Genomic DNA, 15,187 nt, shown 5'->3' with positions numbered 1-15,187 from the left:
GCCAATGCGTAACGCTCGGGATGATGGTGGGACAGACTGCAGAGGCGTCAGTTGTAATGGGCAAGATCACGGGTTTTCTGGAAATCGATCGTCACGACCGCAAATATGCGCCGGTTGCCGAGCGCCTGAAGGGCTATAGCGAGTTCGTCATTCCGCTCAGCGAGAAAGACACCCGCGATCAGGCCGCGCGCTGCATGAATTGCGGCATTCCCTATTGCCACGGCACCGGCTCGGTTCAGCCCGGCACGCCCGGCTGCCCGGTCAACAACCAGATCCCGGACTGGAACGACCTCGTCTATACCGGCAACTGGGAAGAAGCCTCGCGCAACCTGCACTCGACCAACAACTTCCCGGAATTCACCGGCCGCATCTGCCCGGCACCGTGCGAAGCGTCGTGCACGCTGAACATCGATGACAACCCGGTCACCATCAAGACCATCGAATGCGCCATCGTCGACAAGGCATGGGACAATGGCTGGCTGAAGCCGCAGGTCTCCGCCGTGAAGACCGGCCGCAAGGTCGCCGTGATCGGCTCAGGTCCCGCCGGCATGGCCTGCGCGCAGCAGCTCGCCCGTGCCGGACACGACGTCCATGTCTATGAGAAGTTCGCCAAGGCCGGCGGCTTGATGCGTTACGGCATTCCCGACTTCAAGATGGAAAAGCACATCATCGATCGGCGCGTCGCGCAGATGGAAGGTGAAGGCGTCACCTTCCATTACGGCAAGGCTGTTGGCGGTACGTCGCCCGGCGCCATCGATCCCGCCGAACTGCTCAAGGAATATGAGGCGATCGCGCTGACCGGCGGTGCCGAGCATGGCCGCGACCTGCCGATCCCCGGCCGCGAATTCGACGGCATCCATTTCGCGATGGATTTCCTGCCGCAGCAGAACCGCCGCGTCGCCAACGAGCCGCTCGGCGACGTGAAAGAGATTCTCGCCGGCGGCAAGCATGTCGTCGTCATCGGCGGCGGCGACACCGGCTCCGACTGCATCGGCACCTCGCTGCGTCAGGGCGCGCTGTCCGTGACCCAGCTCGAAATCATGCCGGCTCCGCCGGAGCATGAGAACAAGGGCCTGACCTGGCCGAACTGGCCGCTGAAGATGCGGACCTCATCGAGCCAGGCCGAAGGCGCCAAGCGCGAATTCGCCGTGCTGACGCAAAGCTTCGAAGGCGTGGACGGCAAGGTCACTAAGCTGAACTGCGTGCAGGTCGACGACAAGTTCAAGCCGATCCCCGGCTCGGAATTTTCGCTGCAGGCCGACCTCGTGCTGCTGGCGATGGGCTTCGTCCATCCCGTCCATGAAGGCATGCTGAAGACCCTCGGCGTCGACCTCGACCAGCGCGGTAACGTTCGCGCCGCGACGACCGACTTCGCGACCTCGCTGCCGAAGGTATTCTCCGCCGGCGACATGCGCCGCGGCCAGTCACTGGTGGTCTGGGCGATCCGTGAAGGTCGCCTGTGCGCCCGCGCCATCGATCAGGCGCTGATGGGAAGCACGACGCTGCCGAGGTAAGGGCATCAACATCGCCACAGTTTGAAGGGCTCCGCACTTATGTGTCGGAGCCCTTTTTCTTGTCGTCAGCCTCTGGCCCGGCGGCTCGAACTTCAATTGGTCAACAGACGCTCGATCGCCGAAGCAAGTGGCTTCTCGTCGCCATCGAAGCTCGCAATCATAGCCTCGAGCCATTCGTCCGGGTCAAGCTTCTCATGGTCGAAGTCATGACCAGCCTCTGCGGTCAACAGTGCCAGAAATGCGGACTGAGTACGGCCATTTCCCTCCCCAAAAGCATGAATGGCATTCAGTTCGCCGGGGCGCGGGACAGACGACGCGTGCGCGCATCATCCGGAACATGACGTCATCCAAAACAATACAAAGACTCGCACAGCGCGACCGGACGCGCGGCGCATCTCAGGGTGGGTAGCCAGCAACCTCCGGACACGCTAAGCGGATGTCGTCTCGCCGGTTCGTCCTTCCAAACGTGTTGTCTCTCCCCGCATGAAATTCCTGCTTCTTCCGCTCGGCCTCGTGGCGTTCGTCCCACAGGCCCATGCCAGCGATGCCCGCTTCATGGCGGCCCTCGGCAAGCTCGATCCCAAGACCCGGCTGGAACAGGTCTGCGACTTCGAGGCCATGCGCCGGATCAGCAAGGGCGGCCCGCGCGTCGAGCGCGCCAAATCCGACGCGCTGATACCGCCCCAGCATCTCGGCAATACGCTGATCGCCAAGGGCGGCGCCTATCGCGCAGGCGGCAAATGGATGCAGGTCGCCTTCACCTGCAAGGCGACGCCGGACCACAAGACGGTGCTGGATTTCACCTACAAGACGGGCACGGCGATTCCGCCGGCGAAATGGCAGTCTTTAGGGCTCTGGAAGTAATCCAGGCCGTCCGGCGTTCACCCTGCCTCTATCTTTTTGGTGGGACGCGTTTTTCTTCACGCGAACCGGAAGCCACTTCGCTCGAAAACGCTATGAAAGTTCCGGGATTTGCTTGACGTTAACGCCGGGCGGCGCTTGATGGCGGAATCGCGGCTGCCCGCTTGCGGCCCGAATCCGGTAGTATGTCCGTTGAATAGGTTCCTTGGGGAACCCGGGTCTGCGGACCCTGCGATTGCGGTCGAGGCGCATGTCACAGAAGCCCAATATGCCGAGATGGCGGATCGACCACTGGCGTGCCGAAAAGGGCACGCTGATGGTGCTCGCCGTGGCATTGGGCCTGCTGATCGGCATCGTGGCTCCCGCGTCGGCGCAATTTTTCGGTTTCGGCGGTCCGCAGCAACCGCCGCCGCGTCCGCAGCGCAATGTGCCGCAAGGCGGCGGTGGCGGCTTCGGCTGGTTCGGCGGCGGCAATGACAGTCCGTTTTTCGCGCCGTTCCAGCAACAACAGGCGCCGAAGCGGGCCGCTCCACGCGAGGACTATTCGCGCGCACCGTCGCCGGAAAAACGCGATGCCCCGGCCGAGCGCAACGTGCTGGTGCTCGGCGACAGCATGGCCGACTGGCTCGCTTACGGCCTCGAGGACGCCTATGCCGAACAGCCCGATATGGGCGTGATCCGCAAGCACAAGACCGTCTCCGGCCTGCTGCGCTATCAACCGAAGGGCGATCCTGCGGATTGGGCAGCGGCGGCCAAGGGCATTCTCGCCACCGAGAAGCCCGATGCCATCGTCGTCATGCTCGGCCTCAATGACCGTGTCGCGATCCGCGAGCCCGACAAGGCCGTCGAGAAGAAGAGCGCCAAGAAGGACGAAAAGAAAGACAGCGCCGCCGAAGTGAAGCCCGGCGACAAGCCGGCGGAACCGGAAGCTGACGATGCGGACATTCCCGATCCCGGCTCGATCGTCACCGAACGCGGCGCACGCACCGGCGGCATGGTCGATTTCCGCGACGAGCGCTGGGGCGAGCTCTACTCGAAGAAGATCGAGGAGATGATCAATGTCGTGAAGGCGAAGGGCGTGCCAGTACTGTGGGTCGGCCTGCCGGCGGTGCGCGGCACCAAGGCGACCTCCGACATGCTCTATCTCGACAACCTGTATCGCGACGCCGCGACCAAGGCTGGCATCACCTATGTCGATATCTGGGACGGCTTCGTCGATGAAGCCGGCCGCTTCCTGCAGCAGGGCCCGGATTTCGAAGGCCAGATCCGCCGACTGCGCTCGGCCGACGGCGTCTATTTCACCAAGGCCGGCGCCCGCAAGATGGCGCATTACGTCGAGCGCGAGATTACCCGCTTGCTCTCCGGCCGCTCCGCGCCGATCGCGCTGCCGAGCGAGCCTGCGACGCCCGACCTCAATGCCGTGCCCGGCGCGCCGCCGCCGCGTCCGCTGGCCGGGCCCATCGTGCCGCTCGTCGCCTCCTCCGTCGGCACCGATCAGCTGCTCGGCGGCCCCGGCGTCAAACCGGTGAGTGTCGATGCGCTGGTGGCACGCGTGCTGGTGAAGGGCGAGCCGCTCGCCGCACCCGCCGGCCGCGCCGATGACTTCGCCTGGCCGCGCCGCGAGATCGGCCGCGAACAGGCCAAGGGCGATGTGCCCGTGGCCGCGGTTACCCCGGCCACATCAGGCACCAGCGGCACAACTGCTGCGGCGACCGGACCGGATGGCGTTGTTCCCGTCACGGCGCCGCCGACCGCGCCGAAGAAAAAGCCGAAGCCCGTCATCGCCACCGAAACTCCGTCATCCTTCGGTAGCTTCTTCGGGTTCGACGAGCCGCGCCGCGCGCCCGTCCAGTTGGCGCCGCAGCGCCCCCGCCCGGCCCAGGCACCCGGTCCGCGCCCGCCGGTCAATGTCGGCCCCGCCGCCTCCGCCCCCTCCGGTTTCTTCACGCGCTAACCGCGCGAAAACCCAGCGATAAAAAAATCCCTCAGCCTTTTCAGGATGAGGGATTTTGCTCTTTGATATTTTCAAGAACGTTTTCTCGAACACGGCTGCTGATGCTTCTGCGGCGCCTGTTACTCAGCCGCGATACGCAATCAATAGCCGAAACGGTTCGGACGACGACGCGGTGGACGCGTCATCAGCATCGCCAGCGCAAAGCCGATACCGCCTGCGATCAGCAGCGAGCCCAGCGGATTGTCGCGGACCTTGTCGGAGATCGCCTGCGTGCCGTCGCGATAGACGTCGCTATCGAGCGCATCCTTGGCGTAGCTGGTGGCGGCTTCCGATGCATCGCGCACGGCGTCCTTCGCCTGACCGTACAGGTTCTGCACGGTGCCCGCCGCTTCGCGCGCGCGGCCCGAGGCTTCAGTCCGCTCGTCGCCCGTGGCTCGGCCGATCGCACCTTCAACCTTGCCGGCTGCATCCTTGGTTGCGCCCGCAATACGGTCCTTGTCCATGTCCATTACTCCGTGAGGAAATTCTCGCCGGTGTAATGCCTGAAGCCAGTACTGGTTCCGTCAGGATACGGATGCGATGATTTTAAAGAATCAAACCGCCATCGACGACCAGCGTGTGACCGCAAACATAGGATGACAGCGGCGACGCCAGGAACAATGCGGCGCCAGCCATATCGGCAGGCGTGCCGAGACGCTGTAGCGGGATCCGCGCAATCGCGCCTTCCAGCCGCTTCGGATTGGCGGTCGTGACCCTTGTCATCTTGGTGTCAACGAGCCCCGGCGCGATACCGTTGACGCGAATGCCGTCTTCCGACCATGCCTGCGCCAATGTACGCGTGAGGCCAACCGCACCGGTCTTCGACGCATTGTAGGATGGATTGCCCTTGGTAGCGTGATAGGCCGCGGTCGAGCTGACGATGATCAGGCGCCCGTTGCTTGCTTTCAGCTGCGCATGAAACTTCGTCGCGCAGCCCATCAGGCTCATCAGGTTGACTTCCATCACCTTGCGAAAGCCGTCCATTTCGAATTCGCCGCGGCGATAGATCACCGCACCCTGCGCGAGGATCAGCACATCGACCCGGTCGAGTTTCGGATCGAACGCCTCGATCGCCGATGCACTGCTGACATCCAGCTGGCTGTAGCCGAGCCCGTCGAGATCGGAGCCCTCATCGATGGAATAGTCGCTGGCCTTCGCGCGCGTACCGCACACATGCACGCGTGCACCGCGCGCACGAAACGCCTGCGCCATGCCGTTGCCGATGCCGCTGGATCCGCCGACGATCAGCACCTGCTGTCCGCTGAAATCGAGTTCGTTCATCCCTGATTGTCCTTCTTGATTTTATCAGCGCATGTTTGACCGCGCCGGCGATCAGTGCAAGCCTTCAATCAAGCCTCATCATGAAGGCGCACAATTCGGAGGAAGCCTTGTCGGATTTCAAACAGCTCAGCCGCTCGGTGCGCGGCCTCACGGTACTCGTCACCGGCGCCGCAAGCGGCATGGGTCGCGCGACGGCGCGCGTGTTCGGCGACGAAGGCGCCAATGTCGCCGTCACCGATATTTCGGCGGACGGGATTGCAGCAGTCGCGAGCGCGATCACATCAGGCGGCGGCAGCGCACGCGCCTGGACGCTCGACGTCGCCGATGCCGATCGCATCCGCACGGTAGTCAACGCCGTCGCCGGGCATTTCGGCGGCCTCGACATCATCGTCAACAATGCCGGCATCTCGGTGAACACTGGGATCGACCAGGACGGCTACGACGACGCGTGGGATCGCGCTATCGCCGTAATGCTGACCTCGCATCAACGCATCATCCGCGCCGCGCTGCCGCACCTGCGTAAATCACCCTCGCCGCGGATCGTGAATATTGCCTCGACCGAAGCGCTGGGGGCGACCGCATTGCACAGTCCGTATTCCGCAGCGAAAGCCGGCGTCACCGGACTTACGCGCTCGCTCGCGGTGGAGCTCGGCCGTGACGGCATCACGGTGAACTGCATCTGTCCCGGACCGATCACGACGGGGATCACCGAGCGCATCAGCGACGAGCACAAGGTGATCTTCGCCAAGCGCCGCACCGCGCTGCGGCGCTATGGCGATCCCGAAGAGGTCGCGCATGTCACGCTCAGCCTGTGCCTGCCGGCGGCGTCCTACGTCACCGGCGCGGTGATCCCTGTCGATGGCGGGCTGCTGGCACGCAATGCGTAACGGCATTTGCGCCGGTTGACTTCGCAGCTTTCGGGCGTAGCATTTTTCTCAAGCGGCACGGCAATGATCGAACGCCGCAATCGAATGGGTCAACCATTCCACACGGAGGAAATTTGCAATGCCCGTGACGATCCGCAAACTGCACCCCTTGTTCGTCGGCGAAGTGACCGGCGTGGATCTGACCAAGCCGGTCAGCCCCAACGACGCCGCAGCCATCGAGCGCGGCATGGATGACTACGCGGTCCTGATATTCCCGAAGCAGGATATCACCGACGAACAGCAGCTCGCTTTCGCGCAAAATTTCGGCGAGCGCGAGAATCGAAAAGGCGGCTCCCTCACCAAGAAGGAAGACTACCGGCTGACATCGGGTCTCGCCGACGTGTCCAATCTCGGCAAGGACGGCAAACCGCTGCCGAAAGACAGCCGGGCGCACCTGTTCAACCTCGGCAACTGCCTATGGCATTCAGACAGCTCTTTCCGGCCAATCCCTGCAAAATTCTCGCTGCTGTCGGCGCGCGTGGTCAACCCGAAGGGCGGCAATACCGAATTCGCCGACATGCGCGCTGCCTATGATGCGCTCGACGATGATACCAAAGCCGAGATCGAGGACATGATCTGCGAACATTCGCTGATGACCTCGCGCGGTGCCCTTGGCTTTCTCGACTACACCGATGAAGAAAAGGAGATGTTCAAGCCGGTGCTGCAGCGACTGGTGCGCACGCATCCGGTGCACGGTCGCAAGTCGCTGTATCTGTCATCCCATGCCGGCGCGATTCAGGGCATGTCGGTTCCGGAAGCCCGCGTGCTGTTGCGCGATCTCAACGAGCACGCCACGCAGCCGCAATTCGTCTATGTCCACAAATGGACGCTGCATGATCTCGTGATGTGGGACAATCGCCAGACCATGCATCGCGTCCGCCGCTACGACCAGTCGCAGCCGCGCGACATGCGCCGCGCCACCGTCGCCGGCAATGCGCCGACCGTGGCGCAGCAGGCCGCGGAGTAGAGCCTGCTATCCAGGAAGCCCGGCTATAGCGCGTAGCCGAGCTTCCTCTGGCCGTCAGGTCGCAAGTGCTGACCCTTGTAGCGCGGTCACCCCATATCTTTGAGGCGGATGCTACACCTCCACTTTCGAACAAGCGATGCGCTGGTCAATCAACGTTGCCAGGGCGCTGTCGATCGCCGTCATCGGCAAACGAACTTCCGGACTGTCGATCAACCCACAGCGCCACAGCCAATGCTTCAATGGCGCGGGAGACGGTTCGGCAAACAGCAGGCGCGCGATGTCCGATAACTCCCGCCATTGCATGGAGGCCCGCAATGCGTCGCCGGACAAGATGATTGACCGCAGCGCGGCGAAGTCCCGGGTATGGACATGCGCCGAGGCCAGAATGCCGCCGTCACTGCCGCGGATCAAAGCACCATAGAATAGTGAGTCCTCACCAGTCAGCACGGCGAAGCCGGGCGGCCGCCGATGCAGCAATTCTACCGACTGCAGCGTATTCGCCGAACAATCCTTGACGCCAATAATGTTGGGACGTTCAGCCAGTCGCAGGATCGTCTCATTGTCGAGATTGACGCCTGTCCGGTAGGGAATGTTGTAGAGCATGATCGGTCGCGCGGTGCTATCGGCCAGTGCCCCAAAGTGCTGCAACAGGCCACGCTGCGACGGCCGCGAGTAGTATGGGCTGGCGATCAGGTAGCCGTCGACCGACCAGCTCGCGGTCCGCGCCATCACGGCGACAAGCCGGCGCGTGTCGCTGCCGGAGAGGCCGAGATAAAGCGGGCACCGCATGCCGAATTCATGCAACGCCTGCGCCGTCACGGTCACAAGCTGCGCAAGTTCGTCTTCGTCGATCGTCAATCCCTCGCCGGTAGTTGCGCCGAGAATCAGTCCGTCGATCGGCTTGTCAGCATAGTGGCGGATCAGCCGGCGCAGCGACGCCTCATCAAGAGCGCCATCGCGAAATGGCGTGACGAGAGGCAACCATAGACCGCTGGGCGGTCCGGAAGCGGCAAGCATAAGCGTGTCTCCTGTCTGGGCCGGCGACGGAGACGCATAAAAAAACCCCGTCGAAACCGGCGGGGTCATGGTGAATATGCGGAAGCTACATCAATCTATCGCGCACAAATCCCCGTCCCCCGAAGAGGCACGACGTTTGCTATTGAGACGAGCGGCGCGATTATTCATAACCTCAAAGTGCGCCTCTCGAACTACACTTGTCAAGCGCGAGCCAACACGCGCCATCAATTATCTGCCCCGCAGCCGGTCCAACATCTCCGACGAAGCGAACCCGTCGGCGGGCGCGCCGACGGAAGCCTGGAAACTACGCAAGGCTTCGCGGGTCTGGCCGCCGAACTGGCCGTCCGGTGTGCCCTTGTAGAAGCCGCGCTGTGCCAGCAGCTGCTGTAGCTCGAGCCGCTCGGCGCGGGACAGCACGCGCTCCTGACGCGGCCATGGCTGCACGAAGGGCGGACCGCCGCGCAACCGATCGGCGAAATGGCCGATGGCCATCGCGTAGGCTTCAGCCGGATTGTATTTCATGATGACGCGAAAATTCGTCAGCATCAGGAAGCCCGGCCCCTGCGCGCCGGCGGGTGCGAGCAGATAGGCCTTCTCCGCCATCTTCGGAAATGGCTGGTTGTTGGCCCGCTTGAGGCCGAGATGCTCCCATTGCGGCAGCGTCATCGCCTTGGCCTTGTCGGCCAGCATGTAGTTGAAGCCCTGCGGAACCACGACTTCGTAGCCCCAGGTCTGGCCGCTTTGCCAGCCATCCTTCTTCAGATTGTTGGCGGTCGAGAAAATCAGGTCGGTCGGATTGTCGACCACGTCGCGGCGGCCGTCGCCGTCACCGTCCACCGCGAAGCGCTTGAACGCGGTCGGCATGAACTGGGTCGGACCGAATGCGCCAGCCCACGAACCGCGCATTTGTTCGGGCCTCAAATCGCCACGATGCAGGATTTCCAGCGCGACCAAAAACTCGTCCTTGAAATAGGCCTGACGGCGACCAACACAGGCCAGCGTCGCTGTCGAACGCAGCACGCTGCGATCGCCGATCATCGTCGAGTAGTTGGACTCAATGCCCCAGATCGACGCAATGATGTAGCGATCGACGCCATAGGCCTTCTCGGCCGCATCGAAGATCGTCTTGTACTTCGCCAGCACCTCGCGGCCCTTGGCCATGCGGTTGTCGCTCACCAGGATGTCGAGATAGTCCCAGATCGCCTTGGTGAATTCCGGCTGCGAATCCATCAGATCCATGATTCGCAGATCCGGGGTCAGCCCGGCCGTGAAGCGCTGATAGCTGTCCTGCGAGATGCCACGGCGTGCGGCATCAGGCCACAGTCCGGCAATACAGTTGTCGAAGTTATTGGCAGCTTCGCGGATCGCCTGTGCGGTCATCAGCGGATGGCCGGATGCGCCATCCTCGCCGCTCCAAGGCTGCACACCCTGTGCTCCGGGCACGGCCGCCTGCGGCGGCGGATCCTGGGTCTGGGACGATCCCGTGAAGATGTTGTCGAACAGGCTGAAAGGGCCGCTCTTGCCTTGCGCCCGCGCCGCATCGGGCCATCCGCCCGCGAGCAAAACCACGCCCAAAGCCGCTACACCGCATGTCAGGCCACGCGCCATCTTCGTCGCAGATTTCATCATGATCCATCTCAAGAGGCCGGCCGGAATCCGGCCATGACTGTGCGATGACAGGAGGCCCGGTCGGGGTTTCCATCCGCTTAACACTATCCAATTTCAGCCACCCCGGCGAATGCGGCATCGGGCCCGACAGGATAATTGCAGACACGTAGCCCGACACCACACATCCGCCTTTGTTCCCGGTTGCAAACGGAACCAGCAAGCGCAATCTTCGTTTGCTAGCCTGCATCGTTCCCCTCCAAGGTCATTGCAAAGTTCCTGATGAAAATTCGCAAAGCTGTCTTCCCGGTCGCCGGTCTCGGCACCCGAGTCCTTCCAGCCACCAAGGCGATGCCGAAGGAGATGCTAACCATCGTCGATCGGCCGTTGATCCAGTATGTGGTCGACGAAGCCCGCGAGGCTGGCATCGAACACTTCATTTTCGTCACCGGCCGCAACAAGGGCGTCATCGAAGATCACTTCGACCGCATGTTCGAGCTCGACGAGACACTGAAGAGCCGCAACAAGTCTGCCGAGATCGAACAGCTGGCGCTGTCACAGCCAGCCGCCGGCGCCATGAGCTTCACGCGCCAGCAGGCGCCGCTCGGGCTTGGCCATGCTGTCTGGTGTGCCCGGGATATCGTTGGCAATGAGCCCTTTGCCGTGGTGCTACCGGACGAGCTGGTGCTGAATTCCCCGGGCTGCCTGAAGCAGATGGTCGATATCGCCAATGCCCTCGGCGGCAAATCCAACTTCGTCGCCGTCGAGGAAGTCCCGATGGATATGACACATCAATACGGCATCTGCGGCGTCGGCGAGCGCCACCCCACCCTCACAGCTGCTTTCGCCATCGACGGCATGGTCGAGAAGCCACCAAAGGGCACGGCTCCGTCCAACCTGTCGATTACTGGCCGCTACATCCTGCAGCCGGAGATATTCAAAATCCTGGAGACCCAGGAGCGGGGCGCGGGCGGCGAAATCCAGCTCACCGATGCGATGATCGGCCTCGCCAAGAGCCAGTCGTTCTACGGCGTGGAATTCGAAGGCGAGCGTCACGATTGCGGTTCGAAGTCCGGCTTCCTGCGCGCCAATATCGCGTTCGGCCTGCAGCGCCCCGATCTTCGCGAGGGCCTGCGCGCCGAAATGCTTCGTTATCTCGGAAAATAAGCGCTAGGCCGCAATCGACAGGTGCGCATCGCATGCGATGACGCACTGGTTGCGGCCCGCGGCCTTCGCCGCATAGAGCGCCTTGTCGGCCGCCTCCACCAGCCCCGTCCACTCCATCGTCACCAGCGGCTTCATGCTGGCGACGCCAATGCTGACCGTGAGCATCGCAGGATCGGCCGGCACCTGCTCGACGCGCCGCCGAATGGTCTCGGCAACCTCATGGGCATCCTGCGCCGTTGCACCGGGCAGCAGCACGGCGAACTCCTCGCCGCCATAGCGCGCAGCGCAATCACCTGCCCGCTTCGCCGAGGCGGCGATACAGTTGGCGATCGCGATCAGGGCCGTGTCTCCGGATTGATGGCCGAAGCTGTCGTTGAAAACCTTGAAATGGTCAGCGTCGATCAGCAGCAGCGCCATCGGCCGTGAATGCCGGATTGCACGACGCCACTCCAGCTCCATCGCCGTATCGAATTTGCGGCGGTTGCGCAGCCCGGTGAGACCGTCTGTGGTGGCCAGTTCCTCGAGCTTGTGTTCGGCGCGTGCACGGCGCCCGATTTCGCGGGCCAGGAACAGCGTCACTGCCGTGATGAAGACGATCAGCGCCAGCATGATGCCGCCGATCTTGATCGCCTGCTGATACCAGAGGCTGTAGATGCCGGACCACGGCCTGCCAACGATCACCACCAGCGGCCGGCCGCTGTCGCGCCAGACATAAAGACGCTCGATCTTGTCGACGACACCGACGCCTGAATACGACCCGCTGGAGCGCTTCAGCACACGCATCACGCCCGCGCTCTTGCTCAGATCCCTGCCGATCACATCGAGATCGAACGGCGTGCGCATGACGATGACGCCGTCGCGGCGGATCACCGTGATGTTGTCGTCCTTGTTCAGCTTGAGACGGCCGAACAGCTCGTGAAAATAGGCGAACCGGATCGCACCCACCGCGACACCCGCAAAATTGCCGTCGCTGTCGGTGATGCGTCGGCTCAGCACGACGGAATAGGCGCCCCGATGCAGCATCGGCTTGCTGATATACAATCCGCGCTCGCCGTCGAGCTTGTGCACCTGAAAGAACTCTTCTTCGGCGCTGTTCTGCTTGATCGGATCCAGCGACGCCGCATCGATGGTGAGATCGCCATGGGCATCGAACACCTGAATGGCAGCGAACTGGCGTGACGACGCCGCGTTGTCGAACAGGATCAGCTGGCGTATTTCCTTGCTGAGCTGTCCGATCTCGGGCGTGTTGACGCCGGAGACGACGGCACGGAGCGACAGATCATATTGTTCGACGGTCCGGCCAATATCGGAATCGATTGAGGTGGCGAGGTTCTCGGCGGTCTGCTGCGCCAGCGCTTCCTCGCCGCGGCGCATATCGAGCATCACGCTGCCGCAAACGGCCGAGAAACCGAGGATCGTGACCAGCGACGACAGAATCAACAGCTTGGCCGATAACGGCCAGCGTCGAATTCCCGTGCTCGCATTCCCCGACATCATCATGTGCTCCGTACCCCACGGATCGCACGCGAATGCTTGCCGAGCGCTTAAGTACCGCCTTTGGGTTCCCCACGGCGTTAACGAACGGTTGCGGAAAATCCTCGGATGAGGCGCTCCCGGTGCTCATTTACCGAATCCGCCCTGTAGCGCCGGATCGCGAGGGCGCGTAAGACGATTGCGAGATTATTCCGAGGACAATTCCGTGCCTGACTACGACCTGCTCCGCGCCTACCTGGCCAGCCAGACCAAGGATGAATTCGTGCTGACTATGGATGCGATCGAGGAGATCATCGACGATGCACTGCCGCGCGCATCGCACCGGGCCTCGTGGTGGGAAACCGAACGCGCCCCCGACGAGCACATGCCGCAACGCGAGGCCTGTATCGCAGCCGGCTTCATCGCCACGCGATTGCCGGATGGTTCAGGTGTGAAATTTCGCCGGAAGACGGCCAAATTCATGCGGAAGTGGAATTAAGACGAGCGACGCGGCTCCCGGCGGTTATCGCTGCAGTCTCACGCCCAGCATCACCACCGTCGATGCGGTACTCGCGCCGAGAATGTTGGAATCCAGGATATCGCGGCGCACCTGTGCCTTGAGCTGGATTTCGCGGTTCAGCTTGTAAACGAGATCGCCCTGCAACGAATAGATCTTATCGAAGCGGAAGTTCTCCTGATAATCCTGCGTGACGTAAGTGAACTTGCCCGTGGCCGTGAGCCAGCGCCGGAAGTCGTGATTGACCTCGATCGTGTAGGTACGCGTGAGAATGCCGGGAACGCCGGGCACGGTCGTCTCGTCGATCGACGTGGTCGAAACGAATTTCGCGGTCGTCAGCGGCGTGGCTGTCCAGATCAGCGACGCTGATGTCAGCAGACCTTTGAGAACCTCCAGCCGCGTATCCGTATAGCTGCGTGCCGCATAGCCGATCGAGGCTTCGCCCGTCAGCAAACGCGTGAATTCGAAGGTCGTGCCGGCCTTGATATAGCCGCCGCTGGAATCCCTGAGATAGCCGAAGCGATCCGCCGGCACATCATGCACGCGTACATCGCCCTGGACTTCGGCGAACGGACGCAGGCCCGGAAGCACTTCGTAACTGGCGCGACCGATGCCACCATACTGGTTGAAATTACGATCGATATTGGTGGTCTGGGTGCCGTCGGTCAGTTTCGAATCCTGATAGACGGTGCGATCGACGAGGCCGTCGACCTTGATCTGAAGGCGATTGAAATCCTTCTCGATCCCCAGCGAACCGCCGGTGGTGGTGAACAGCGGGAAATCCTTCAAACCGGCCTGAATGTTCGGACTGCCCGGATTGTCCGCACCGACGCGCATGCGCGCCTCGCTGTTGACCCGCAGGTCGCGGGCGACATCGAGACGGCCGGCGATCTTGCCATTGAACTCGGCGCGGTCGACATTCTCAGGTGCCGGTGAAATCTGGAATGGCGCCGCCGGGAACTCCTTCTCGTAGCCGGTAAAGGAGCCGCGCAGATCGACCACGATCGAATGCCGCGTCCAGTCGGTCGCGGCCAGCAATTCCGGCGCAACCTTGTAGAACGACGACCCCTTCGGCTGCACGAAGCGCGCCGGGTTGTTGTCGTAACCGCCATAGATTTCCACGGCCGACTTCACAAGGAAGCTGCCGACGCGCACGCCGGTCGGGGCATATGGATCGGGATCGACCGGCAATCGCCGGCGCGTCGGTTGACCGACCACCGTGCCGGCGACTGATGGCGCGACTGGCGGCTTCGCAGCCTTGGCCGACGGCGGTGACGGCCGAGTTTCGGGCACCAGCGGCGGTGGCGGACTGCCGGGCCCCACCGGCCGTTTCGGCTTCTTCGCGCCAGGGTAATATTTGATCTGCTGCCGCTTGCGGTTGAGTGCATCGAAACCGGTGCTTGCAGCGCCCGATGCAGCGGGCACCGGCGGCGTGATGATCGACTGCGGGATGCGATCCGGCGACAGCTGGCTAGTCTGCAGCGTTCCATTTGGCTGGAGCGGCGCATCGGTCGTCCGGCGCGTCGGCAGATTCTGCGGCGACACAAAACCACCGGGGATCGGCGCCAGCAGGTCAGAGGTCAGCGCCTGTGCGAAAACCGGCGAAGGCGCGAGGAGGCTCAGGCACAGGCAAGCCGACACCGCGCCGTTGGCCCAGGCGCGGTTCCGGCGGTCGCGTGCTCGACCTGTCCTCACGATCAGAAAAACTCCAACGCCATCAAACTCTTAAAAGCGGTCAGCAAAACTGCGCCGTAGGCGCGCACGACAACTCATGGTTAAGGGAGTTAAAACGCTTATGGTTAATGGCCCGTTGAGATCGTCATCGGCGGGGTTTCACGAGGACCGCCCTGCCGTGCTAAGAAGAGG

General features: G+C 62.8%; 13 protein-coding genes. 7 read left to right on the top strand and 6 right to left on the bottom strand.

Translation table 11 applies throughout. The features are described 5' to 3' along the window. The first annotated feature begins 56 nt into the window (after nt 1-56). From AC1RLZ_RS24205 to AC1RLZ_RS24195, 3 genes are all read left to right on the top strand, one after another. Nucleotides 57-1,514: a glutamate synthase subunit beta gene (locus AC1RLZ_RS24205; protein WP_493190704.1), complete on the top strand. Its 1,458-nt coding sequence runs from the start codon at nt 57-59 to the stop codon at nt 1,512-1,514. Nucleotides 1,515-1,997: 483 nt separating this feature from the next. Next, complete coding sequence (locus AC1RLZ_RS24200; RefSeq protein ID WP_493190677.1) at nt 1,998-2,378, top strand: DUF930 domain-containing protein; 381 nt, start codon at nt 1,998-2,000, stop codon at nt 2,376-2,378. 247 nt (nt 2,379-2,625) lie between these two features. Then, the gene (locus tag AC1RLZ_RS24195; protein ID WP_493190676.1) at nt 2,626-4,329 is read left to right on the top strand and encodes an SGNH/GDSL hydrolase family protein; all 1,704 of its coding nucleotides are present in this window, start codon (nt 2,626-2,628) and stop codon (nt 4,327-4,329) included. Nucleotides 4,330-4,469: 140 nt separating this feature from the next. Here the strand turns inward: AC1RLZ_RS24195 and AC1RLZ_RS24190 are convergent, their stop codons facing one another. After that, nucleotides 4,470-4,832, bottom strand: a complete 363-nt coding sequence (locus AC1RLZ_RS24190; protein WP_493190675.1) for a CsbD family protein — start codon at nt 4,830-4,832, stop codon at nt 4,470-4,472. Nucleotides 4,833-4,914: 82 nt separating this feature from the next. After that, the gene (locus AC1RLZ_RS24185) at nt 4,915-5,649 is read right to left on the bottom strand and encodes an SDR family NAD(P)-dependent oxidoreductase (RefSeq protein ID WP_493190674.1); all 735 of its coding nucleotides are present in this window, start codon (nt 5,647-5,649) and stop codon (nt 4,915-4,917) included. A 107-nt stretch (nt 5,650-5,756) separates the two neighbouring features. Here AC1RLZ_RS24185 and AC1RLZ_RS24180 point away from each other — a divergent pair, with 107 nt between their 5' ends. Together AC1RLZ_RS24180 and AC1RLZ_RS24175 are read left to right on the top strand one after the other, a co-directional pair. Further along, nucleotides 5,757-6,536: an SDR family NAD(P)-dependent oxidoreductase gene (locus AC1RLZ_RS24180; RefSeq protein WP_493190673.1), complete on the top strand. Its 780-nt coding sequence runs from the start codon at nt 5,757-5,759 to the stop codon at nt 6,534-6,536. Nucleotides 6,537-6,654: 118 nt separating this feature from the next. After that, entirely contained in the window at nt 6,655-7,542 is an 888-nt protein-coding gene (locus AC1RLZ_RS24175) for a TauD/TfdA dioxygenase family protein (protein WP_493190672.1), read from the top strand. Nucleotides 7,543-7,653: 111 nt separating this feature from the next. Here AC1RLZ_RS24175 and dapA read toward each other — a convergent pair whose 3' ends face one another. Together dapA and AC1RLZ_RS24165 are read right to left on the bottom strand one after the other, a co-directional pair. Continuing rightward, nucleotides 7,654-8,559, bottom strand: a complete 906-nt coding sequence (gene dapA / locus AC1RLZ_RS24170) for a 4-hydroxy-tetrahydrodipicolinate synthase (protein WP_493190671.1) — start codon at nt 8,557-8,559, stop codon at nt 7,654-7,656. 228 nt (nt 8,560-8,787) lie between these two features. Further along, the gene (locus AC1RLZ_RS24165; protein ID WP_493190670.1) at nt 8,788-10,188 is read right to left on the bottom strand and encodes a lytic murein transglycosylase; all 1,401 of its coding nucleotides are present in this window, start codon (nt 10,186-10,188) and stop codon (nt 8,788-8,790) included. 258 nt (nt 10,189-10,446) lie between these two features. Here AC1RLZ_RS24165 and AC1RLZ_RS24160 point away from each other — a divergent pair, with 258 nt between their 5' ends. Beyond that, a complete protein-coding gene (locus AC1RLZ_RS24160; protein WP_493190669.1) occupies nt 10,447-11,331 on the top strand; it encodes a UTP--glucose-1-phosphate uridylyltransferase in 885 nt (294 codons plus the stop codon). Between the two features lie 3 nt (nt 11,332-11,334). Here the strand turns inward: AC1RLZ_RS24160 and AC1RLZ_RS24155 are convergent, their stop codons facing one another. Further along, nucleotides 11,335-12,828 carry a sensor domain-containing diguanylate cyclase gene (locus AC1RLZ_RS24155; protein ID WP_493190668.1) on the bottom strand — a complete coding sequence of 498 codons (1,494 nt, stop codon included), beginning with the start codon at nt 12,826-12,828 and terminating at the stop codon, nt 11,335-11,337. Nucleotides 12,829-13,030: 202 nt separating this feature from the next. Here AC1RLZ_RS24155 and AC1RLZ_RS24150 point away from each other — a divergent pair, with 202 nt between their 5' ends. Further along, on the top strand, nt 13,031-13,303 hold the full coding sequence (locus AC1RLZ_RS24150) for a hypothetical protein (RefSeq protein ID WP_116663138.1): 273 nt from the start codon (nt 13,031-13,033) through the stop codon (nt 13,301-13,303). A gap of 24 nt (nt 13,304-13,327) precedes the next feature. Here AC1RLZ_RS24150 and AC1RLZ_RS24145 read toward each other — a convergent pair whose 3' ends face one another. Continuing rightward, nucleotides 13,328-15,016, bottom strand: a complete 1,689-nt coding sequence (locus tag AC1RLZ_RS24145; protein WP_493190667.1) for an outer membrane beta-barrel protein — start codon at nt 15,014-15,016, stop codon at nt 13,328-13,330. Between the last annotated feature and the right edge of the window lie 171 nt (nt 15,017-15,187).

It is taken from the genome of Tardiphaga sp. GW822-FHT04G09, from assembly GCF_058800725.1.
Note: the sequence above shows the minus strand (reverse complement) of the source record. Positions and strands in the feature narration are given on the sequence as shown.